This is a genomic window from Microbacterium sp. NPDC055665, from assembly GCF_053618035.1.
In genome coordinates, this window is record NZ_JBSHGY010000002.1 from 574,649 (window position 1) to 596,386 (window position 21,738).

Here is a 21,738-nt window from a genome sequence, read left to right on the forward strand (position 1 = left end):
GCTGCACACGGGATGTGCATAATTGCAGAATGGATGCGACGAAGCGCCCTCGCGCCGACGACCTGCTGGTGCTGCTCGCCGTCGCCCGCACCGGCCGCTACACCAGCGCCGCCACCCACCTGGGGCTCGACCACACGACGGTCGCCCGGCGGATCGCGGCCCTCGAGGCGGCGCTGGGTGGCCGCCTGCTCGCACAGTCCGCCACAGGATGGGAGCTCACCGACCGCGGACGCGCCGCCGCGGAGAGCGCCGGACGCATCGAAGCCGCGCTCTCCCAGCTCGACGGCGGTGGCGCGGACGCGCCCGACCCGATCGCCGGCGTCGTGCGCATGTCGGCGACCGACGGTTTCAGCGCCTACATCGCCGCGCCCGCCATCGCCGCGCTGCGCATCGAGCACCCCCGGCTCACGGTCGAGATCGTGGCCGCGACCCGGCGCGCGGCCGAGCATCGGGCAGGCCTCGACCTCGAGGTCGTGGTGGGAGCGCCGCAGACCCACCGCGCCCACGCGGTCAAGCTCGGCACCTACACGCTCGGCATGTACGCGTCGCGCGACTACCTCGCCCGAGCGGGTCGGCCCCAGACGCGGGAGGAGCTGGAGCAGCACCGCCTGGTGTACTTCGTCGACTCCATGCTGCAGGTCGACGCGCTCGACCTCCCCCGCCGCCTCGTGCCCCGCATGCAGGACGGGCTGACCTCCACCAACGTGTTCGTACACGTCGAGGCCACACGCGCCGGGGCCGGGATCGGGCTGCTGCCCTGCTTCGCCGCCGACCGGCATGGCGACCTCGTGCGGCTGCTGCCGTCGGTTTTCGCCGAGAAGCTGCCCTACTACCTGGTCGCCCGCCCGGAATCGCTCCGGCTTCCCGCCGTCGCCGCCCTCGCCGAGGCCCTGCGCGCGCAGACGCGAGCGTCGAAGGTGATGCTGGACGGCGCCGGCGACTGAGCGTCGGAACTCGTTACCCCGAGTGACGAACCCGGCCCCGCCCCCTTCTCCATGCAGGAGAATCGAAAGTGATGTCTGAACGCGAAGAGCACACCCAGTGGCAGGCCGAGCGCCGCGCCTCCGTCACGTCTGCCACCGGCAACCTCGCCCTGGTCGAGACCCGCTGGACCGGTGAGAGTCCCGACCTGGATGCCGCGCAGCGCGCAGCGTCTCCCACCGAGACCGTGACGCCGATCCAGCGCACGGACAACGAGACCGGCCAGGCGGAGCACGGCCTGCGGGTCTGGGATGCCGACGCCCCCGCCATCCGGGCCTTCGATCACATCGACACCTACGAGTACGACCCGGCGTGGGTGCTCGAGGGCCACTTCACTCCCGTCTCCGGCGACCGCCGGGTCTCGTTCGAGCACATCCGCGACAACGGCGGCACCCGCGACCTCGTCGTTCCCGGCGACATCCGCCTCGAGCTCGACGGTCGCGAGTACGACCTCGCCGCGTTCGACGACGGCGGCACGCTGCTGCTCGTCTTCGGCGACGAGACCAACGGCTCGGAGACCTACGGGTCCGGCCGCTTCCTGTTCGTCCAGCTGCGCGACGACGAGGGCTCCGTCACCCTCGACTTCAACCGCGCGTTCGTGCCGCCCTGCGGGTTCAGCGCCCAGTACAACTGCCCGCTGCCGCCGGCATCCAACCGCTTCCCCCTGCCTATCCGAGCAGGCGAGAAGAACGTCGTCTTCCGCGACGGCTTCGACATCTACGCGGCCTGAGCCGCGCACTCTCACCCTGGAGTACCCATGAGAAGAACTCGCATCCTCGGCGCGCTCGGCGCCGTCGCCACGCTCGCCCTCGTGGCCGGCTGCGCGTCGGGCACGACCGACGACGCCCCGAGCGAAGACGCCACCATCTTCGTCGGTTCGCTGTACGAGCCCACCAACCTGAGCAACACCCAGGGTGGCGGCCAGGGCGTGACCGAAGCCCTCACCGGCAACGTCTACGAGGGCCTTTACCGGCTCACGGACGACGGCGAGGTCGAGCCGCTCCTCGCCGAAGACGCCCAGGTGTCCGACGACGGCCTGACCTACACGATCACGCTGCGCGACGACGTGACCTTCCACTCGGGCGACCCGCTCACCTCCGCCGACGTGAAGTCGAGCGTCGAAGCCGTCACCGCCGAGGACTCGGTCTCGGCGCGCAAGTCGAGCTTCGGAGTGATCTCCGACATCGCCACGCCGAACGACACCACGGTCGTGTTCACGCTGTCGCAGCGGTCGATCTCGTTCCTCTACAACCTCAGCTACGTGTGGATCGTGAACGACGAGGCCGGCGACATCACCAGCGCCGAAGACGGCACCGGCCCGTACACGCTCGACGAGTGGAAGAAGGGTTCGACCCTCACTCTCGACCGCTGGGACGACTACTGGGGCGAGCCCGCCAAGAACGGCGAGGTCGTCTACACGTACTTCACCGACGCGACGGCCGAGAACAACGCCCTCCTCACGGGTGAGATCGACGTGATCACGAGCGTGCAGAGCCCCGACTCCCTCTCGCAGTTCGACTCCGACGACTACGTCGTGAGCGAGGGCACCTCGACCACGAAGGAGTTGCTCGCGTTCAACGACCGCGTCGCCCCCTTCGACGACGCACTCGTGCGCAAGGCGATCTACTCGGCGATCGACACCCAGAAGCTCCTCGAGTCCATCTGGGGCGACTACGGCACGCTCATCGGCTCGATGGTTCCGCCGACCGACCCCTGGTACGAGGACCTCACGAAGGTGAACCCGTACGACGTCGAGCTGTCGAAGGACCTGCTCGCGCAGGCCGGCTACGCCGACGGATTCACGTTTACGCTCGACACGCCGAGCTACGACCCGCACCCCGCCGTCGCGGAGTTCCTGCAGTCGCAGCTCGCCGAGGTCGGCATCACGGTAGAGATCAACACGATCAGCGCCGACGAGTGGTACACGAAGGTCTTCAAGGAGCAGGACTTCGAGGCCACCCTCCAGGAGCACGTGAACGACCGTGATGTGGTCTGGTACGGCAACCCCGACTTCTACTGGGGCTACGACGACGCCGACGTGCAGAAGTGGGTCGCCGACGCCGAACAGGCCACCACGACCGACGAGCAGACCGCCCTGCTGAAGCAGGTCAACGAGAAGATCGCCGAGGACGCGGCGAGCGTATGGTTGTACCTCTACCCGCAGATCGTGGTCGCCTCGAGCGACCTCAGCGGATACCCGGTCAACGGCCTGAACTCCCAGTTCTTCGCCTACGACATCGTCAAGTCCTGACGCGCGAGGGGGATGCCGCGCGTCGGCATCCCCCTCGTCATCCTGAACAGTCATGCTCGCTTACCTGATCCGCCGTCTCGCCTTCCTCGTGGTGTCGCTCGTCGTCGCGATGATCGCGATCTTCGTGCTGCTGCGGCTGCTGCCCGGCGACCCGGCGAACGCCCTGCTCTCGGTGAATGCGACCCCCGAGCAGATCGCCGCCGCCCGCGCGCAGGTCGGCTCCGACCAGCCGCTGCTGCAGCAGTTCACGACCTGGGCGGGGCAACTGATCCGCTTCGACCTCGGTGAGTCGTTCCTGAGCTCACGCCCGGTCGGACCCGACATCGCCGACCGCCTCGCCGTGACGCTTCCGCTCACGCTCATCGCGTTCACGATCGCCCTCCTGGTCTCCCTCGTGATCGGCATCACCGCCGCCGTGAAGTCCGACCGCTGGTACGGCATAGCCCTCTCCGGCTTCGCGCAGCTCGGCGTCGCCGTCCCGGTGTTCTGGGTCGGCGTCGTGCTCGTCTGGGTGTTCGCGCTCGGGCTCGGCGCACTGCCCTCCGGGGGCTTTCCCCGTGACGACTGGGAGGACCCCGCCGACGCGCTGCGATCGCTCGCCCTGCCGATCATCACGATCGTGATCGTCATGAGCGCCTCCCTCAGCCGTTACGTGCGCTCCGCCACGCTCGACGTGCTCGGCAGCGACTATCTGCGCACCGCTCGCGCCGGAGGCTCCGGCGTGGGTGAGGCGCTGCTGCGTCATGGTGTGCGCAACGGCGCGGTGCCGGTCGTCGCGGTCCTCGGCATCGAGCTGTCGACGACTCTGCTCGGCGCGGTGGTCGTCGAGAGCGTGTTCACGCTCCCCGGTCTCGGCAGCCTGCTGCTGTCGGCGATCGAGCAGCACGACTTCCAGGTCATCCAGGGCGTTCTCGTCGTCAGCACCCTCTTCGTGCTGCTCGTCGGATTCGCCGCCGATATCGTGCAGCGCCTGATCGATCCACGCCTGCGCACGAGCGTCTCGGGGAACCGATGAGCCGCGTCGCCGAACAGCTGATCACCGGATCCGTGCCTGCGCGGAGGCGCCCGAAGGCGACGCTGCTCATCGGGATCGTGCTCACCGGCGTCATCGTGCTGATCGCTCTGGTCTCCCTGTTCTGGCTCCCGTATCCGCTCGCCGACACCAGCGGCAGCCGCCTGGAGGGCCCGAGCGCCCCGCACCTGCTCGGCACCGATCGACTCGGCCGCGACCTGCTCTCGCAGTTGATGTGGGGCGCGCGGATCGCCCTCATCGTCGGAACCTGCTCAGTCGCGATCGCCGCCGTCCTCGGCACGATCGTCGGACTCCTCGCTGCGTTCGCCCGGCCGTGGGTCGATGACACGCTCTCAGCCGGACTCGACGTCGTGATCGCGTTCCCGGTGCTGTTGCTCGCGATGCTCGTGGTCGCCGTGCAGGGGGCATCGCTGTGGTCGGCGGTGCTCGCGATCGGGCTGGCGATGTCGGCGGTGGTCGCGCGGCTCACCCGCATCCTCGCGCGTCGCGTGCTGCAGGAGCAGTTCGTCACGGCCGCCCGCACCAGCGGCACCGGCGTGCTCGGCATCGTGTTCCAGCATGTGCTGCCGAACATCGCGCCGACGCTCGCCGTGAGCCTCGCGCTGCAGTTCGGCGCTGCCGTGCTCGCCGAGGCGAGCCTCTCGTACCTGGGCCTCGGCGCACCGCCGCCCAACGCGTCGTGGGGACGGATGCTTCAGGAGGCGCAGGGCACCGTGCTCACGGCGCCCGTCGGCGCCATCGCTCCCGGCATCGCGATCATCGCGCTCGTGCTCGGCGTGAACTTCCTCGCCGACGGTCTGCGCGACCTCGCCGACCCGACCCGCAGGAGGAGCCGATGAGTCTTCTCGATGTCGCCGGCCTCACGGTGCGCTCGGCATCCGGTGTGCTCGTGCGAGACGTGTCGTTCTCGCTGGAGCCCGGCGAGCGCCTGGGGCTGATCGGCGAGTCCGGCTCCGGCAAGTCGCTCACCTCGCTCGCGGTCACCGGGCTGCTGCCGGATGCCCTCGTCGCGTCGGGCTCGGTGCTGCTCAGCGGGCATCAGGTCGTCGGCGCGCGGGATGCCGACCTTCGGCCGTTGCGCGGACCCGTCGCGCAGATCGTGTTCCAGGAGCCGCTGACCGCGCTCGACCCGCTGATGAAGGTCAGCCGGCAGGTCGCCGAGCCCCTGCGCCGGCATCTCGGCCTGCGCGGTGCCGAACTGCGCGCGGCTGTCGCGGCGGCGCTCGACGAGGTCGCCCTCACCGATCCCCGCATCGCCCGCGCCTACCCACACGAGCTGTCGGGTGGCCAGCGTCAGCGCGTGGCGATCGCGATCGCCCTCGCCGCCGAACCGCAGCTGCTCATCGCCGACGAGCCGACCACGGCGCTCGACGTGACCGTGCAGGACGGTGTGCTCGCGCTGCTGGAGCGGCTGATCGCCGAACGGGGCATGGCGCTGCTGTTCATCAGCCACGACCTGGCCGTGGTCTCGCGCATGGTCGATCGCATCGTGGTGCTGCGCGACGGAGGTGTCGTCGAGGCAGGGCCGGTGGCACAGGTGCTGAGGGAGCCGGCCGAGCCGTACACGCGGATGCTGGTCGACAGCGCCCGTGCTCTCGATGCCTACCTCGACGCCGAGGAGGGCACGCGATGACGATCCTCGAACTGCGGGGCGCAGGCTTCGCCTATGGCTCTCACCGGGTGCTGGACGATGTGTCGCTGAGCCTCTCCGACGGCGACTCGCTCGGCCTCGTGGGCGAGTCGGGTGCGGGCAAGTCGACGATCCTGCGGCTGATGCTCGGGCTCGCCGCACCGCGTCATGGCCAGGTGCTGTTCGACGGCGCATCCCTGACGCTGCGCGACCGCGCCCAGATGCGGCGGTTCCGGGCGAGCGTGCAGCCCGTCTTCCAAGACCCCTACTCGTCACTCGACCCCCGGCAGCGCATCGACCGGATCATCGGCGAACCGCTCCGCTCACTGGGACTGGCATCCGGTGCCGACGCCCAGCGCCGCATCGCGGAAGCCCTCGATTCGGTCGGCCTTCCCGCCGACACCGCGCGCCGGTACCCGCATGAGTTCTCCGGCGGACAGCGTCAGCGCATCGCGATCGCGCGGGCCGTGGTGTCGCGCCCCCGAGTGCTCCTGGCCGATGAGCCGGTCAGCGCTCTCGATGTCACGACACGGGTGCAGGTGCTCGAGCTGCTCGACCGGCTGCGCCGCGAGAACGGTCTGTCGCTCGTGATGGTGTCGCACGACCTGACCGCGATCGCCGCAGCATGCGACCGCACGGTCGTGCTGCAGGACGGTCGCGTCGTCGAGCAGGGCGCGACGGCGGATGTGCTGCACGATCCCCAGGACCCGTACACCCGGGCGCTGGTCGACGCGGTTCCGCGACTGCCGCGCTGATCGTCCCCCGGCTCAGGCGAAGGCAGGGTGGAGCCGCGGGTCGCGGCTACCTGCATCAGGAATCGTATTCCGATGTTTCGTCCACTGCCTCTCGCTCGACGATTCATCGCCGGGCGTGCCGGGAATACGGTGTCGGAGTGGCCGGGCCGATCTCTCACATGTTCTACGCAGACGACTCCGGAAACCTCGAGGAGGGATGGATCGTCTACGGCTGGGTCGAGCTCGCGGTCGAGGACTGGGATGCGGTGCTCACTCACTGGCTCACGTTTCGGAAGCGGCTTGTCGCAGACTACGGAATTCCGACCGCACAGGAATTGCACATGACTGCGCTCGTCAACGGACGCGGCCACGTCTCGACGGCGCCGCCCTCTCGTTTCGTCAGGGGAGGGGAAACTCTCTGGAAGCCTCTCGGACGCGAAGTGGCGGTGCGCTGTCTCGAAGCAGTACGGGAGTGCCCGCACATCGAGATCGGAGTGTGCTTCAGAAAGTCCTCTCTCCGGAACAAGAAGATCAACCGCGACCGTGAAGCGGTCTACTCGTCGCTCGTCGCTCTCTGGGATTCCCAACTACACAGGTCCCGCGAATACGGGATAGTCGGAATGGATGGGGATGGCTCCGATCCCATCTATTACAGCGCGCACCGGGCGCTGAGCCTTTCCACACGTCGGATCATCGAGGATCCGATGTTCCACAGCTCGCGGCGATCTCAATGGACTCAGATCGCGGACATCGTGGCCTGGTCGGGGTTCACCCATCTGAACCCTCATGCGGGCAACGAGTTTGCATGGACCTGGTACGACCACTACCTCAGGGACTTGAATCCGCTCGGGGATCCGATCGAACTGGCCTGACAAGCAGCAAGACCCGCTTATCCACGAGAGTGGGGCGGGCCTGCATCTACATTCTACGCAGCCTGAGCGTCGCTCGTCGGCTCAGGCAGCTTGCATTCCGGAACACGTGGCCTCAAGCTTCAGGCCATACGTCCCTCAGGCCTCCGGCACCGCCAACCCGAAGTACGCCAGCTCCGCATCGTTCAGCATCCGCGAGCGGATCAGGAACCGCATCCCGGTCGGACCCTCGACCGAGAAGCCGGCGCCCCGCCCCGGCACGACGTCGATCGTGAGGTGCGTGTACTTCCAGTACTCGAACTGCGACTCCGACATGTAGACCTCGACGGGCGCTTCCAGCCCGACGTCGAGTCGCCCGAGCAGCACGTCGCCCGGGCCGGTGAGGTACATGCCGACCGGGAAGCACATGGGTGCGGACCCGTCGCAGCATCCACCCGACTGGTGAAACATGAGCGGACCGTGCTGCACGGTGAGATCACGGACGAGGGATGCCGCGGCATCCGTCACGTCCACTCGCTGATACGTGCCGATGCTGACCATGATCCCGACCTTTCGTGCGGATGGTCCGGGCGGACGCCGAAGCGCCCGCCCGGAGAGGCCCGAACTCAGAAGAAGCCCATCGGCCCTTCCGCGTACGAGACGAGGAGGTTCTTCGTCTGCTGGTAGTGGTCGAGCATCATCTTGTGGTTCTCGCGACCCACACCCGACTGCTTGTACCCGCCGAACGCGGCGTGTGCCGGGTACTGGTGGTACGTGTTCGTCCACACGCGTCCGGCCTCGATCGCCCGGCCCGCGCGGTACGCGGTGTCGCCGCTGCGGCTCCAGACTCCGGCGCCGAGCCCGTAGAGGGTGTCGTTGGCGATCGAGATCGCATCGTCGAAATTGTCGAACGAGGTGACCGACAGTACGGGCCCGAAGATCTCCTCCTGGAAGATGCGCATGTCGTTCGTGCCCTCGAACACGGTCGGAGCGACGTAGAAGCCCTCGCTCAGATCGCCGCCGAGGTCGACCCGCTCGCCGCCAGTGAGCAGCCGCGCCCCGCCCTGCTTGCCGATATCGATGTAGCTGAGGATCTTCTCCAGCTGATCGTTCGAGGCCTGCGCCCCGATCATGGTCGCCGGGTCGAGCGGGTTGCCCTGTAGGACCTTGCCGACCCGCTCCAGCCCGTCGGCGAGGAAGCCGTCGTAGATCGACCGCTGGATCAGTGCGCGCGACGGGCAGGTGCAGACCTCGCCCTGGTTCAGCGCGAACATCGTGAAGCCCTCGAGCGCCTTGTCGTAGAACGGGTCGCTTGTCGACCGCGCGACGTCTTCGAAGAACACGTTCGGGCTCTTGCCTCCGAGCTCCAGAGTCACGGGGATGAGGTTCTGCGAGGCGTACTGCATGATGAGCCGCCCGGTCGTGGTCTCTCCCGTGAAGGCGACCTTGCGGATGCGCTTGTGCTGCGCGAGCGGAGCCCCCGCTTCGATGCCGAATCCATTGACGATGTTGACGACACCGGCGGGCAGCAGGTCGCCGATGATGTCGAACAGGAAGAGGAGGGATGCCGGGGTCTGCTCGGCCGGCTTGATCACCACGCAGTTGCCCGCGGCGAGCGCCGGCGCCAGCTTCCACACCGCCATGAGGATCGGGAAGTTCCACGGGATGATCTGTCCGACCACCCCGAGCGGCTCGTGGAAGTGGTACGCGACGGTGTTCTCATCCAGCTGGCTGATGCCGCCCTCCTGCGCGCGGAGCACCCCGGCGAAGTAGCGGAAGTGGTCGACGGCGAGCGGGATGTCGGCGGCGAGCGTCTCGCGCACAGGCTTGCCGTTCTCCCAGGTCTCGGCGACCGCGATCTCCTCGAGGTGCTGCTCGATGCGGTCGGCGATGCGGTTGAGGATCACCGATCGCTCCGCCGGGCTGGTCTTGCCCCAACTCGCGAAGGCCTTCCAGGCGACGTCGACCGCGCGGTCGATGTCTTCCGCGGTGCCACGGCCGACCTCGGTGAAGGGCTTGCCGTTCACCGGGCTGACGTTCTCGAAGTACTGTCCCTTGACGGGCGCGACGAACTCGCCCCCGATGTAGTGGCCGTACTGCGGGCGATAATTCGCGACGGCGCCCGGCTGACCGGGAGCGGCGTAGGCGAGGGACACGTCTTCTTCGACGATGCTCATGGGGTCTCCTTCGACGGAGCCGCGCTTCGGTTCGCGGCTGTGCTCCGAAGGTAGGTCGTGCGAGGTTGCACCCGGATGCGCAACGTTGCAATATATTGCGTCACTCACGGAGGGCGGCGGCGAAGGCCCGAAAGCGCTCGGCCATGGCCTCCGGTACTTCTGCCACGGTGAAGTGCCCGCCCCGATCGAGCCGCTCGAAGACGCGCAGGTCCGTGTAGAAGCGCCGGGCGAGCGACTCCGGGTAGTCGTGCTCATGGCGCTGCACGTAGACGACGGCCGGAACGTCGACCGGCGGCATCGCATCCGGGGTGTCGGCCCCCTCGTAGTAGGGGCGGAAAGAGGTCGCGATGCTCTGCGTGACCCAGTAGATCATCGCCTCGGTGAGGATGCGATCGCGCGAGATGACCGCCTCGACGGATGCAGGATCGTCGCTCGGTGTGTCCGACCACTCGGCCAGCTTCTCGGCGATCCAGGCGAGGAGCCCGGCCGGAGAGTCGTTGAGAGCGGTGGCGAGTGTGTCGGGGCGTGCCCACTGCACATGCCCGTACGATCCGTTCGGGCCGTGCTCCGCCTCGAGCCGCGCGAAGAACGCCCGGACCTCCGGGTCGTCCGATGCCTCACGCTCGGCGGGCGTGCCGAAGTGGGCGTGCGTCGCGACGATGCCGGCGACCTGGCTCGGATACGCGCCGGCGATGAGGTCGCTGACATTGGCCGTGACGTCTTCGCCGTAGGTGATGTAGCTCTCGTAGCCGAGCACATCGGTCATGAGCCGGTGCATGGTCTCGGCGATCCGCCGCTCGCTCATCGGTCCGTCGGCATACGGCTCGGAGAAGGCGAAGCCCGGGAGGCTGGCGACGACCACGTCGAAGTCGGGCAGCATCTTCGTGATGTCCAGCTGCAGGGCGAAGGTGTGCGGCCAGCCGTGCATGATCAGCAGCACCGGGGCATCGGCGCGCTCCGATCTCACGTGAGCGAAATGGATGTCGGTGCCGTCGATGTCGACCAGGAACTGCGGGAACCCGGCCAGCCACTCCTCGCGTGCCCTCCAGTCCCAATCGGCCCAGGTCTCCACCAGCTCCCGCAGCCACCGGGCATTCATCCCCGATGGCATCCGCCTCGGAGAATCCTCGAGGATCCTGGTCTTTCGGAGTCGCGCTCGCAGGTCGTCGAGCACTTCGTCGGGGACGTGGAGTCGGAACGGCCGGATCTCGGACATGCGAGCACGGTACTCCTCGCCACCGACACGAGTGGCTTCCGTTGGAATCGAGCCCTCAGTCGGCGGCGAGGCGCTCGATGCGGGCGACCACTCCCGCGCGCTTCGGCGATCGCGCCGGGAGCATCTCCAGAGCGAGGCGCAGAGCTTCGGCGTCAGCCTGGCCCTCCGGGATCTCCGCATAGGACAGCAGCACGTCGAGGCTGGCCTCGGACAGCATCGCCTCGTGCAGCGCCGCCCGCACCGATTCGCGGAAGTCCTCGACTCCGGGCGACGTCGACTCGGGCAGCACCGGTCCCCGATAGGCGGTGAGCGCCACACGGTGAGCTCCGCGGTCGAGCAGGGAGAGCACATCGTGCGCATCCGTGTCGAGCGCGACGGGCAGTCGATACGGGCGCGACTCCGGCACCAGGTCCGGGGCCGTGCGCTCGAGCACCTTGCGCAGACGCACCATCTCCGGCCGCAGCGTATCGGGTGAGACGGAGGGGCCGTAGACGAGCTCGGACAGCCGCTCTGCGGAGAGGCCCTGACGATGCACGGCGAGCATCAGCAGGATGGCGGCGTGCCTCGCACTGAGCTCGATCACCGATTCGCCGTGCTCCGACTCCGTCTCCAGCCGAGCACGGTCGCGGCCGAGCACATGCAGCGTCGCGCGAGCGGTCACCGGCGTGCGCGGCTTCGAGGTCGTGGGCTTGCTCCGTGGCACCTCGCCCCGTTCCCGTAGGCGCGCCACCATCAGCTCCGACTCCACGGCACGGGCGGTCGCGTCGACCAGCAGCCGAGCCTGCGGCGAGACGACATCCGAACCGCCGGTGATGTCGATCACACCCAGCACGCGCTTCGTCTCCGGGTCGCGCACCGGCGCGGCCGTGCAGGACCACGGATGCACGAGCCTGTTGTAATGCTCGGCGCCGCGGATCTGCACCGACTGTCCGAGTTCGAGGGCGGTTCCCGGTGCACTCGTGCCGACGGCATCCTCCGACCAGTTCGCTCCGGCGACGAAACCCATGTCGTCGGTGAGCGTGCGGAGTCGATGATCGCCCTCGATCCAGAGCAGACGCCCGGCCTGGTCCCCCACCGCGATGATCACCCCCGTGTCCTCGGTGTCGCCGGGCAGCAGCAGTGCACGGATCATGTCCATGGCCGACGCGAGCGGGTGGGCGAGGCGGTACTCGTCGAGCTCGTCGCTGACCAGTTCGAGCGGAGGAGGCGCCTCGGGCCCGACCCTGCGCCGCCACGACCTCTCCCACGACTCGCGGACCAGGGGCCGCACCTCCTGCAGACGCCGGTCGTCGAGGTTGCCGGCGAGGAGCTCCTCATGCGCACGCTCGATGAGCAGTCGCGATGTCGCCGGAAGCGACTCGCCGGGTACCTGCCACGGCGCAGACACAGCGGTCTCCGATCGTCGAGAGCATGCGTTGCCTCAGTGTACGAGCCGCGCGTGCCCGAGGGAACACCTGCCCCGTCAGCGGATGAGCCCGGCGACCAGGTCGTCGATCACCTCGTCGGTGGAGGTGTCCGGATCGATCGGCGTGGTGAGCCGGTCGAGAAGCAATCCATCGATCGCGTAGTGGAACAGGGCGATCTCGCGGCGTCCGCCGGGGAGGCCGGCCGCGGTGTTGAAGGCGACATCGCCGTCGAAACCGGCCCGTTGCCAGGCGCCGAGGACCGCAGCGACCTCGGGCCGCCGCCCTCCTTCGAGTCGCAGTTCGAACAGAGCGAGGGTCACGTCTCGATCCTCGGTCAGCCGCCGCACGATGTCGCGGATGTAGTCGGCGAACAGAGCGGGGCCGGGCGTGGCCGTCGCACGCCGCTCCATATCGTCGGGGGTGGGTGCGAGGCGCTCCCCGATCCGCTCGACGAGGCCCTCGATCAGCGCATCACGACTGCGGAAGTAGTTCGAGGTCGTGCCCGTCGGAACCTGCGCGGCGATGTCGACCGCGCGGTGGGTGAGGCCCCGGGAACCCTCTCGTGCGAGGACCGTGAGCCCGGCATCCGCGATCGTCCTCCGGCGTGAATCGTTCTTGACCATGAGAAGAGACTAGCGCAATCACTACACCTGTTGTACTGTAACTGCTACATCTGTAGTTATTGGAGAATCATGCGAGAACTCGTGTATTACGCCGCCGTCACCCTCGACGGCTACATCGCCGGCCCGAACGGCGAGTTCGACGCCTTCCTCATCGAGGGCGACCACATGGACGGCATCAACGCCCGCTTCGCCGACACGCTCCCGACCGTCGCGGCCGAAGCGCTCGGCATCCCCCAGAAGCGCGACGTGTTCGACACGGTGCTGATGGGCTGGAACACCTACCAGGTGGGCGGGCTGCCCAGTCCGTACTCGCACCTGCGCCAGATCGTGTTCAGTCGCACGAAGACCGCCGAGGCCGAGAACCTCGAGGTCACCGCAGAGAACCCGGTCGACGTCGTGCGCCGACTGAAGCAGGAGGACGGCGCCGACATCTGGCTCTGCGGAGGCGGGGCTCTCGCCGCATCGCTCGCCGACGAGATCGACCGGCTCGTGCTGAAGCGGCAGCCCCTGCTGTTCGGATCGGGCATCCCGCTCTTCGGCGAGCGCCCGTATCGCCCCGAACGCTTCGACCCGGTCGAGACCATCGCGTACGAAAGCGGGGTCGTGTTCACCGAATTGGAGCGCCGACGCGAGGGGTGACGCAACGCGGGACGAGTGCTAGCATTGTGCTGTCAGGAGGCAGACATGGCAACCGTGACCATCCGCAACCTCAGCGATGACGTCGTCGTCGCGCTCAAGGAACGCGCCCGGCGAAACTCCCGCTCGATGGAGGCCGAGGTGCGCGATGTGCTGACGCGCTTGGCACAGGGCGACGAGAGCGGGCTCGAGGCGCAACTCGAGCAGCGGGTGCCGCGTCCACGGCGGTGGTCCGTTCCGTCGAGCGAGATCATGGCATGGATCGACGCGAATCCCTCGACTCCGGAACAGGACAAGATGCGGGAGGAATGGGCGGCGGAACTCGAGGCCGATCGGAAGAACCCGCTGTTCGACGAGTCCATCCGTGACCCGTGGGAGAACCGTGATTCTTCTTGACACGAATGTGCTCATCCGCATCCGGTACGTACGCCTTCCGGCGGACGAAGTCGCCTTGAGCGCGCTCTCTTTCGCAGAACTTCGATTCGGTATCGAGCGTGCGACCGAACCCGACGTCCGCCGCGAGCGCCAGATGGACCTCGCTCGGGTCACGACCATGTTCCACAGCGACTGGCTGCCCTTCGACACCGCCGCCGCCGATTCGTATGCCAGACTCGCGGCGCACGTAGCCACAAGACGTCCCGCCCACGCCCGAAGCACGGACATCATGCTGGCAGGTCACGCCTACGCGCTCGGCGCGGCATTCCTCACCTTCAACCCGAAGGATTTCGAGCTCGTGTCCGACGAAGTCGAGATCATCGTCCCCGAGCTGCGTTGAGGCGTCAGTCGCGCGCGGCCCACCACTCCCGAAGCCGCTGCTCGGCGACTTCGGGGCCGAGAACACCCTCGTCCAGACGCAGATCGAGCAGGAACTTGTACGCCTCGCCCACCTCACGGCCGGGCGAGATGCCGAGCACCTCCTGGATGCGGTTGCCGTCGATCTCCGGACGGATGGAGTCGAGTTCCTCCTGCTCGCGCAGCGCTGCGATGCGCGACTCGATGTCGTCGTAGGCGCTTGCCAGGCGACCGGCCTTGCGCTTGTTGCGCGTGGTCACGTCAGCGCGGGTGAGGATGTGCAGGCGTTCCAGCAGGTCACCCGCGTCGCGCACGTAGCGCCGCACCGCGGCATCCGTCCACGCTCCCTCGGCATAGCCGAAGAAGCGCAGGTGCAGTTCGATCAGGGTGGCCACGGCATCCGTCGTGGCGGTGTCGAACCGCAGGGACTGCAGGCGCTTGCGAGCCATGCGCGATCCGACGACGTCGTGGTGGTGGAAGGTCACCACTCCCCCGGGCTCGAGTTTGCGCGTGCGCGGCTTGCCGATGTCGTGCAGCAGCGCGGCGAGGCGCAGCGGCACATCGGGGGCGGCACCCGGATGCCGGGAGTGCTCGAGCTCGATCGCCTGGCTGAGCACGGTGAGCGAGTGCTCGTAGACGTCTTTGTGGTGGTGGTGCTCGTCGACTTCGAGACGCAGTTCGGTGACCTCGGGGAGGAACTCGTCGATCAGGCCCGTGTCGACCAGCACGCGGATGCCGCGCACCGGGTCGTCGGTCTGCATGAGACGCACGAGCTCGGACTGAATGCGCTCCGGGCTCACGATCTTGAGGGTCTCGCGCAGTTCGGCGATCGCCTCGGCCGTGGCCTCCTCGACGCGGAATCCGAGTTGAGCGCTGAAGCGGGCTGCCCGCAGCATCCGCAGCGGGTCGTCGCCGAACGAGATCCGAGGGTCGGCGGGAGTGCGCAGGGTGCCGGCGACGAGGTCTTCCACCCCACCGGTCGGGTCGACGAGCTTGACGGACGGCACCTGCAGCGCCATGGAGTTGACGGTGAAGTCGCGGCGCACGAGGTCGCCGTCGATCGTGTCGCCGAACTCGACCGTGGGCTTGCGGGTCACGCCGTCGTAGCTGTCGGCGCGGTAGGTCGTGATCTCGACCTGCTCGCCCTGCACGCGCGCGCCGATCGTGCCGAACGCGCGGCCGATGTCCCACTGCGCGGTCGAGATCGGCGTGACGATCGCGAGGATCTCGTCAGGAGAGGCGTTCGTCGTGAAGTCGAGGTCGTGCGTCGCCCGGCCCAGCAGCGCATCGCGCACCGGACCACCGACCACGGCCAGATCGAAGCCGGCATCCGCGAACGCCGTCGCGAGGGTGCGGACGACCGGGTTCTCGGCGAGCGCGCCGAGACGGGCGAGGCCGTCGGCCATGTTGAGCATGGTTTCCAGCGTACCCGGGTGGGCAGGTGCGGCTTCGGGGCCTGCTGCTGCGCACAACTTCGGAGATCAGCCGCGACACGCCGGCTGCTGCCGCTCCTCCGTCGGCATGTCGGCTGCGATCTCCGAAGTTGTGCGCCCATCCCGGACGACATCCCCACCGACGCGCTGTTCACCTCCCCGTCGCCCGGGGGCCAGCCTCCCGTCACCCGACACCGATGGGGTGGAGGAGCCCCGTGCGGCTGAGCACGGAACCCCACCCCCACGAAGGACTGACATGACCTCCCCCACCCCTGCGGTGCGGTGGCGGCGTCACGGACTGACGTCCGTCGCGCTCCTCGCCCTGCTCGGCGGCGCCGTCGTCGCCCCCGCGGCCCTCGCCGCCCCCGAGCCCGAGGTGCCGACCGGCTCGCTGGTCACCGGCGACACCGCCTGGCACTATCTCGACGACGGATCAGACCCGTCGCCCGCACCGGCCGCGATCCGCGACTGGACGCAACCGACGTTCGACGACGGCAGCTGGAAGAGTGCCCCCGGCTCGTTCGGCGCGAAGAACGGCAAGCTCGGCGCCGTGGGCCCGCAGACGCCGAAGACGCTCCTGAACCACTACCTCGACGGTGCGAAGGCGCCGACCGTGCCGACGTACTTCTTCCGCACGACGTTCGAGCTGGAAGCGGGCGTGGCCGAGAAGGTCGCGGCGCTGCAGAGCACGATCACCTACGACGACGCCGTGATCGTGTGGATCAACGGCGAGGAGGTCGCCCGCTACGTCGACGGCCGCATCACCGACACGAAGAACCTCGAGTACGCCGGCGACTCCAACGGCGACCCGCTCACGAGCACGTTCAGCGCCGAGGGCGAGCTGCTGCACGACGGCACGAACACGATCGCCGTGTCGCTGTTCCAGGACCGCGAGACCAGCTCGGACATCTACTTCGACATGTCGTCGCTGACCCTGGTCGAGGCATCCGACCCCGGCACGCCCGTGATCGCCCCGCCGACCCGGGTCATCCTGACCCCCACCGAGCAGCCCGCCGTCTCGCAGGCGTTCTCGTGGCTCGCCGGCGACGCCTCGCACACGGTCGGACAGGTCGAGATCGCCCCGACGGCGGGTGGCGACGTCCGCACCGTCGACGCCTACGACGCCGGCGTGGTCAACGGCAACCCGAACAAGCACTTCTCGGCGACCGTCACGGGGCTGACCGCCGCGACCGAGTACCGCTACCGCGTGGGCCTTCCCGGCAGCTGGAGCGACTGGTACGAGTTCCGCACGGCCGACCCGAAAGCCACCGACTTCCAGTTCATCTACTACGGCGACGCGCAGATCGGCCTCGACACCACGTGGCCGAGCGTCGTGAAGCAGGCCGAGGCCAACGCTCCGCGCTCCATCGGCTCGGTGCATGCGGGTGACCTCATCAACACGTCCAGCAACGAGAACGAGTGGGTCAACTGGTTCAAGGGCATGAAGGACTCGGCCGTGCGTACCAATGTGATGGCCGCCCCTGGCAACCACGAGTACTCCGGTGACAAGCTGCTCACCGCCTGGAAGGCCGCATTCGAGTACCCGCACAACAACCCCTCGATGAGCTCGATCGGTGAACTGGCCGATCTCGCCAAGGGCGACACCGAGGTCGCGGCCCAGTACCGCTCGCTGTTCGAGCACTGGAGCGCATTCGCCGCCGAGACCGCGTACTACACCGACTACCAGGGCGTGCGTTTCATCACGCTCAACGCGACGCGCGACGCGACCTTCCTCACCCCGCCGGCACTGCCGTCGTGCTCGGGCGCCGACTGCCCGATCGCGAAGGGCGAAGAACTGTGGATCCGCTTCCAGGGCGCCTGGCTCGACCTGCTGCTGCAGAACAGCCCGTCGAAGTGGAACGTCGTCACCTTCCACCAGCCGGTCTTCTCGGCATCCGAGGGTCGCGACGAGCCGAAGCTCCGCGCCGACTGGGTCCCCGTGTTCCAGCGCAACGACATCGACCTGGTGCTCATGGGCCACGACCACACGTACGCCCGCGGCTACGTGAACACCGACGCGACCGAGACGCCCGGCATCACCACGGGCCCGGTATACGTCGTGTCGAACTCGGGAGCGAAGCACTACGAGCTCGAGACGCCGGAGAAGAACGTCTGGACCAACAACGGCGCCACCCAGGTGCTGCGCGGCCAGGGCGTCACGACCTACCAGGTGATCGACGTGTCGAAGAACCAGCTCGTCTACCGCTCGTACCTGGCGGAGAAGCAGCCGGATGCCACCACCGACCTTCCTGTCGGAGCCGTGTACGACACGTTCACGGTGACGAAGTCGGATGCCGGCGAGAAGTGGGTCACCGAGAAGGGCGTCACGCCTCCCGTCACGCCGGAGCCCGAGGTTCCGGCTGAAATCGAGCTGGGCGCGGCATCGGTCAAGGCCGGCGGCACCGTGAACGTGTCGGGCAGCGGCTTCGCGGAGGGCGCTGAGCTGCGGCTCGAACTGCGTTCCGACCCGGTGCAGCTGGGCACGGCGACCGCCGACGCCGATGGGTCGTTCCAGCGCACGGTGACCATCCCGGCGAATACCCCGGCCGGGACGCACACGCTCGCCGCGATCCTGCCGGACGGCACCGAGGTCACGGCCTCGGTCACCGTCACCGCAGTGTCCGGCGGTGGGGCGGTCACCCCGGGCGACGGCTCGGGCGGTTCCGGCGCGACGGACGGTGACCTCGCCACGACCGGCGCCGACAGCATGCCGTACATCGTCGCGGCCGTCGTGCTCCTCGCGGCGGGCCTCGGCCTGTTCGCGCTGCGGCGCCGTCGACAACACGCCACGGTGGAGGTCATCGACGCGGAGTAGTCCGCAGCATCCACGGGCGCCGTCGGGGTTTCGACCCCGGCGGCGCCCGTTCACCGCGCGCAGATCTCCCATCGGTAACGATGCAGATTGCGCCCGCTGCGGGTCAGCCCCCTCCCCCGCGCTCACCCTAGGCTCGTGCCATGCACCGTCGCTCCCCCCTCGTCCTCGCTTCCGCTGCCGCCGTGCTGCTGGGATTCTCGCTCACCGCCTGCACCCCCGCGAGCACGGACGGATCAGCCTCCCCGTCACCGACGTCATCGCCCGCCGATTCTCCTTCCGCCACCCCCACGCCGACTGACCGCATCGTCGAGATCTCCGTCGACGGGCTTTCGGTCGACGGCGGACCCGTGATCGCATACGACGACTCGGATGGTGCTGTCGCCGTCCTCACCGACGCCTTCGGATCGGCACCGATCGAAGGTCCGGTCGAGGGTCCCTATGGCAGCGTGTACGCCGGGTTCGATTGGGAAGGAACGAAAGCGACGGTCCGAGAGCCCCGTATCGATCTCGTCGTGTCGGCGGATGCCCCCGGCGTCACGTTCCGCACCCCGGAGGGCATCGGCATCGGTTCGACGCGCGCCGAGGCGATTGCCGCGGGAGCCGTGGACGGGTGGGATGAGGACGGCGACGGCACCGCCGACTATCTCAGTATCGGCGTCCGAGAGGTTCCTGGCACGTCGTCCCTCGTGAATCCCGGTGAGGTCGGTGTGGAGTACATCGACCTGAAGATCACCGAAGACGCCGTCTCCCGTCTCAGCACTGGCGGCAACGACTTCAGCGACATCTGACCCGCATCGGCAGTTTCGCCGACGCTCCGGCCGATCCTCCACTGAGATAGCCTTCCACGGAGTCCGCTCGGGCGCCGTCGCCACGATCGACGGCACCGAAATGCGCGTGCCTCTGTCCGGTGCCGGGCCGGATGGCGTAGGCGAGGTGGTGCTCCGTCAGGAGGACCTGCGCCTTTTCCCCACCGTCGGCGCCGACGCCCCGGTGCGCGTCGAGGTCGTCGCCCATGTCTATCGCGGAGCGGACATCGTCTATATCGTCGAGCTCGCCGGCAAGCGGATGAAAGTCGTGCGACCGCGGCATGAGGATCCGATCCCCGAAGGGACCGCCGGTCTCGGCTGGCGCGAGGGCGCTGTGCTCTGGATCGCCGCCGCGTAATCTGGCCGCATCCGACCCGACCCCCGTCCCGACACAACTTCGGAGTTCCACCGCGACACGCCGCAGGCGGCCGGCTCGGTGCGGCGTGTCGGCCGCGATCTCCGAAGCTGTGTCGGGAGCTCGGGAGCCTGGGCGCGCGGGGCGGCACAGCCATAGGATCGCGGCATGGCCGACGATGACGTGCATGCCTCCCCCGCACCCGACACCTCGCGCCGAGGTTTCTTCAAGATCGGCGGTGCGGCCCTCGCGGGCGCGGTCGTCGGCGGCGCGGGGGGTGCGGCGATCGGAGCGTCGGTCGCGGCCGGTGCTCGCGACGGGTTCGCCGACGAGCCGGACCCCTTCGCCGCGCTGACCCCGCGCAGCGAACCCGGGTTCGACCACATCGTGGTCGTGATGGGCGAGAACCGCTCGTTCGACAACCTCCTCGGGTATCTGTACTCGAAGGAGAACCTCCCGGCGGGTGAGAAGTTCGAGGGCCTGGCGTTCGGCACGCACAGCAACACGGCTTCCGACGGCACGGTGGTCGAGGCGCACGTCTACGAGGGTGAGACCGATCGCATCATGAGCCACCCCGACCCCGATCCGGGTGAGGAGTATCCGCACGTCAACACCCAGATCTTCGGAACCGTGGACCCGAAGTCGAACGCCGAGCTCTTCGTCGACCAGATGGAGGCGCCGTACAACGCGCCGACCAACGGCGAGAAGGCGTCGATGTCGGGATTCCTCCAGGACTACATCATCAACTTCCGCCGCCTGCGCAAGGGCAAGGAGCCGACCGTCGACGAGGCGAAGCACATCATGGGCTCCTTCTCCCCCGCGATGCTGCCCGTGCTGTCGACGCTCGCTGCCGAGTTCGCGGTTTTCGACCACTGGTACGCCGCCGTCCCGTCGCAGACGTTCTGCAATCGCTCGTTCTTCCACGCCTCCACCTCGCACGGCTTCGTGACGAACCAGGCCGGCGGCGGCTACGACAAGTGGATCGATGCGCCCGCAGCCCCGACCGTGTTCAACCGGCTCGAGGAGAAGAAGCTCGACTGGAAGATCTACATCGACAAGCTCCAGCTCGTCTCCTTCACGGGCATGCTGCACGCGCCCGTGCTGGAGAAGTACTGGCGCACGGACCACTTCGGCACGATGGAGGACTTCTACGCCGATGTGAAGGACGGGAAGCTCCCCGCCTACGCGTTCATCGAGCCGCGGATGGTCTATGACCACAACGACTTCCACCCGCCGTTCGGTTCACCCCGCGAGAGCTTCGTCGAGGGCGAGGAGGTCTTCGACAGTGCGATCTCCGACGTGCGCGCGGGTGATCTGCTGATCCACGAGATCTACGAGGCGGTGCGCACGAGCGCGTCTCCATCGGGGTCGAACGCCGTCAACACCCTGCTGCTGATCACTTTCGACGAACACGGCGGATGCTACGACCACGTACCGCCGCCCGCCGCGACGAGGCCGACCAAGGATACGAAAGCCGGCGAGATGGGGTTCACCTTCGATCGACTCGGATGCCGCGTCCCGGCCATCGCGGTGTCTGCGTACACGAAGCGCGGCACCATCATCCACGACGAGATGCACCACGGCTCGGTCACGGCGACGCTCTCGCGTCTGCACGGCCTGAAGCCGCTCAACGACCGGGATGCCTCGGCCAACACGCTGTTCAACGTGGTGAATCTGGATCAGCCCCGGCATCCGGCCGATTGGCCGACGACGAAGCCCTCCTACACGCCGCCGAACCCGGAGGAAGGGGTGCCGCAGCCCGATCTCAAGGAGCACCTCAAGCCGCTGACGCCGCCGGCTCGCGGGCTGCTCGGGCTGCTTCTGGCGCGCTACGGCAAACCCGGGGAGAAGGAGCCGGAGACGTTCGCCGACGCGTACAGGCTCCTCCACGAGCACGGCGAAGAGCTCTTCGGCCCGGCGAAGGGCAGCTGACCGCGGTCGCACTCCTCGCCTGCGGTCGCACTCTTCGCCTGCGGTCGCACGATTCCCCGGGAAATGTGCG

21 protein-coding genes are annotated in these 21,738 nt (G+C 68.3%); 15 read left to right on the forward strand and 6 right to left on the reverse strand.

Going from position 1 to position 21,738, the window contains the following annotated elements:
* The first annotated feature begins 29 nt into the window (after positions 1-29).
* From ACWGO6_RS08490 to ACWGO6_RS08525, 8 genes are all read left to right on the forward strand, one after another.
* Positions 30-944: a LysR family transcriptional regulator gene (locus tag ACWGO6_RS08490; RefSeq protein WP_136042519.1), complete on the forward strand. Its 915-nt coding sequence runs from the start codon at positions 30-32 to the stop codon at positions 942-944.
* A gap of 71 nt (positions 945-1,015) precedes the next feature.
* Entirely contained in the window at positions 1,016-1,711 is a 696-nt protein-coding gene (locus tag ACWGO6_RS08495; RefSeq protein ID WP_452326444.1) for a DUF1684 domain-containing protein, read from the forward strand.
* A 27-nt stretch (positions 1,712-1,738) separates the two neighbouring features.
* Positions 1,739-3,232 (forward strand): ABC transporter substrate-binding protein, encoded by a 1,494-nt coding sequence (locus ACWGO6_RS08500; protein ID WP_452326445.1) that lies wholly within the window; start codon positions 1,739-1,741, stop codon positions 3,230-3,232.
* A 52-nt stretch (positions 3,233-3,284) separates the two neighbouring features.
* Positions 3,285-4,247, forward strand: coding sequence for an ABC transporter permease (locus ACWGO6_RS08505; RefSeq protein ID WP_452326446.1), 963 nt, complete (start codon positions 3,285-3,287; stop codon positions 4,245-4,247).
* A complete protein-coding gene (locus tag ACWGO6_RS08510; RefSeq protein WP_452326447.1) occupies positions 4,244-5,104 on the forward strand; it encodes an ABC transporter permease in 861 nt (286 codons plus the stop codon). Before ACWGO6_RS08505 ends, ACWGO6_RS08510 begins: the two co-directional genes overlap by 4 nt.
* Entirely contained in the window at positions 5,101-5,898 is a 798-nt protein-coding gene (locus tag ACWGO6_RS08515) for an ABC transporter ATP-binding protein (protein WP_452326448.1), read from the forward strand. Before ACWGO6_RS08510 ends, ACWGO6_RS08515 begins: the two co-directional genes overlap by 4 nt.
* Positions 5,895-6,650, forward strand: a complete 756-nt coding sequence (locus tag ACWGO6_RS08520; protein WP_452326449.1) for an ABC transporter ATP-binding protein — start codon at positions 5,895-5,897, stop codon at positions 6,648-6,650. Before ACWGO6_RS08515 ends, ACWGO6_RS08520 begins: the two co-directional genes overlap by 4 nt.
* Before the next feature lie 137 nt (positions 6,651-6,787).
* Positions 6,788-7,501 carry a DUF3800 domain-containing protein gene (locus ACWGO6_RS08525; protein WP_452326450.1) on the forward strand — a complete coding sequence of 238 codons (714 nt, stop codon included), beginning with the start codon at positions 6,788-6,790 and terminating at the stop codon, positions 7,499-7,501.
* 135 nt (positions 7,502-7,636) lie between these two features.
* Here the strand turns inward: ACWGO6_RS08525 and ACWGO6_RS08530 are convergent, their stop codons facing one another.
* The 5 genes from ACWGO6_RS08530 to ACWGO6_RS08550 all read right to left on the reverse strand — a co-directional run bounded on the left by ACWGO6_RS08530 (position 7,637) and on the right by ACWGO6_RS08550 (position 12,899).
* Positions 7,637-8,038, reverse strand: a complete 402-nt coding sequence (locus ACWGO6_RS08530; RefSeq protein ID WP_452326451.1) for a DUF779 domain-containing protein — start codon at positions 8,036-8,038, stop codon at positions 7,637-7,639.
* 65 nt (positions 8,039-8,103) lie between these two features.
* Positions 8,104-9,654: an acetaldehyde dehydrogenase ExaC gene (exaC, locus tag ACWGO6_RS08535; RefSeq protein ID WP_452326452.1), complete on the reverse strand. Its 1,551-nt coding sequence runs from the start codon at positions 9,652-9,654 to the stop codon at positions 8,104-8,106.
* A 100-nt stretch (positions 9,655-9,754) separates the two neighbouring features.
* Positions 9,755-10,870 carry an epoxide hydrolase family protein gene (locus ACWGO6_RS08540; RefSeq protein ID WP_452326453.1) on the reverse strand — a complete coding sequence of 372 codons (1,116 nt, stop codon included), beginning with the start codon at positions 10,868-10,870 and terminating at the stop codon, positions 9,755-9,757.
* A 55-nt stretch (positions 10,871-10,925) separates the two neighbouring features.
* Positions 10,926-12,257 (reverse strand): GAF domain-containing protein, encoded by a 1,332-nt coding sequence (locus tag ACWGO6_RS08545; protein WP_452326454.1) that lies wholly within the window; start codon positions 12,255-12,257, stop codon positions 10,926-10,928.
* A gap of 75 nt (positions 12,258-12,332) precedes the next feature.
* Positions 12,333-12,899: a TetR/AcrR family transcriptional regulator gene (locus ACWGO6_RS08550; protein WP_136042531.1), complete on the reverse strand. Its 567-nt coding sequence runs from the start codon at positions 12,897-12,899 to the stop codon at positions 12,333-12,335.
* Between the two features lie 69 nt (positions 12,900-12,968).
* Between ACWGO6_RS08550 and ACWGO6_RS08555 the strand changes: the two genes are divergently transcribed.
* Genes ACWGO6_RS08555 through ACWGO6_RS08565 form a run of 3 tightly spaced genes read left to right on the forward strand, consistent with a single transcriptional unit; the run spans position 12,969 to position 14,310 of the window.
* Positions 12,969-13,538, forward strand: coding sequence for a dihydrofolate reductase family protein (locus tag ACWGO6_RS08555; RefSeq protein ID WP_136042532.1), 570 nt, complete (start codon positions 12,969-12,971; stop codon positions 13,536-13,538).
* A gap of 45 nt (positions 13,539-13,583) precedes the next feature.
* A complete protein-coding gene (locus ACWGO6_RS08560) occupies positions 13,584-13,931 on the forward strand; it encodes a FitA-like ribbon-helix-helix domain-containing protein (RefSeq protein ID WP_452326455.1) in 348 nt (115 codons plus the stop codon).
* Entirely contained in the window at positions 13,918-14,310 is a 393-nt protein-coding gene (locus ACWGO6_RS08565) for a PIN domain-containing protein (RefSeq protein WP_452326456.1), read from the forward strand. Before ACWGO6_RS08560 ends, ACWGO6_RS08565 begins: the two co-directional genes overlap by 14 nt.
* A gap of 4 nt (positions 14,311-14,314) precedes the next feature.
* On the opposite strand, the gene ACWGO6_RS08570 is transcribed toward ACWGO6_RS08565, so the two are convergent.
* Positions 14,315-15,742 carry a CCA tRNA nucleotidyltransferase gene (locus ACWGO6_RS08570; RefSeq protein WP_136042534.1) on the reverse strand — a complete coding sequence of 476 codons (1,428 nt, stop codon included), beginning with the start codon at positions 15,740-15,742 and terminating at the stop codon, positions 14,315-14,317.
* A 274-nt stretch (positions 15,743-16,016) separates the two neighbouring features.
* On the opposite strand from ACWGO6_RS08570, the gene ACWGO6_RS08575 reads away from it, so the two are divergent.
* The 4 genes from ACWGO6_RS08575 to ACWGO6_RS08590 all read left to right on the forward strand — a co-directional run bounded on the left by ACWGO6_RS08575 (position 16,017) and on the right by ACWGO6_RS08590 (position 21,668).
* The gene (locus ACWGO6_RS08575; RefSeq protein ID WP_452326457.1) at positions 16,017-18,575 is read left to right on the forward strand and encodes a fibronectin type III domain-containing protein; all 2,559 of its coding nucleotides are present in this window, start codon (positions 16,017-16,019) and stop codon (positions 18,573-18,575) included.
* Positions 18,576-18,715: 140 nt separating this feature from the next.
* Complete coding sequence (locus ACWGO6_RS08580) at positions 18,716-19,363, forward strand: hypothetical protein (protein WP_452326458.1); 648 nt, start codon at positions 18,716-18,718, stop codon at positions 19,361-19,363.
* 100 nt (positions 19,364-19,463) lie between these two features.
* A complete protein-coding gene (locus ACWGO6_RS08585) occupies positions 19,464-19,739 on the forward strand; it encodes a TOBE domain-containing protein (protein ID WP_452326459.1) in 276 nt (91 codons plus the stop codon).
* Positions 19,740-19,904: 165 nt separating this feature from the next.
* Complete coding sequence (locus ACWGO6_RS08590; protein ID WP_452326460.1) at positions 19,905-21,668, forward strand: alkaline phosphatase family protein; 1,764 nt, start codon at positions 19,905-19,907, stop codon at positions 21,666-21,668.
* Positions 21,669-21,738 lie beyond the last annotated feature (70 nt).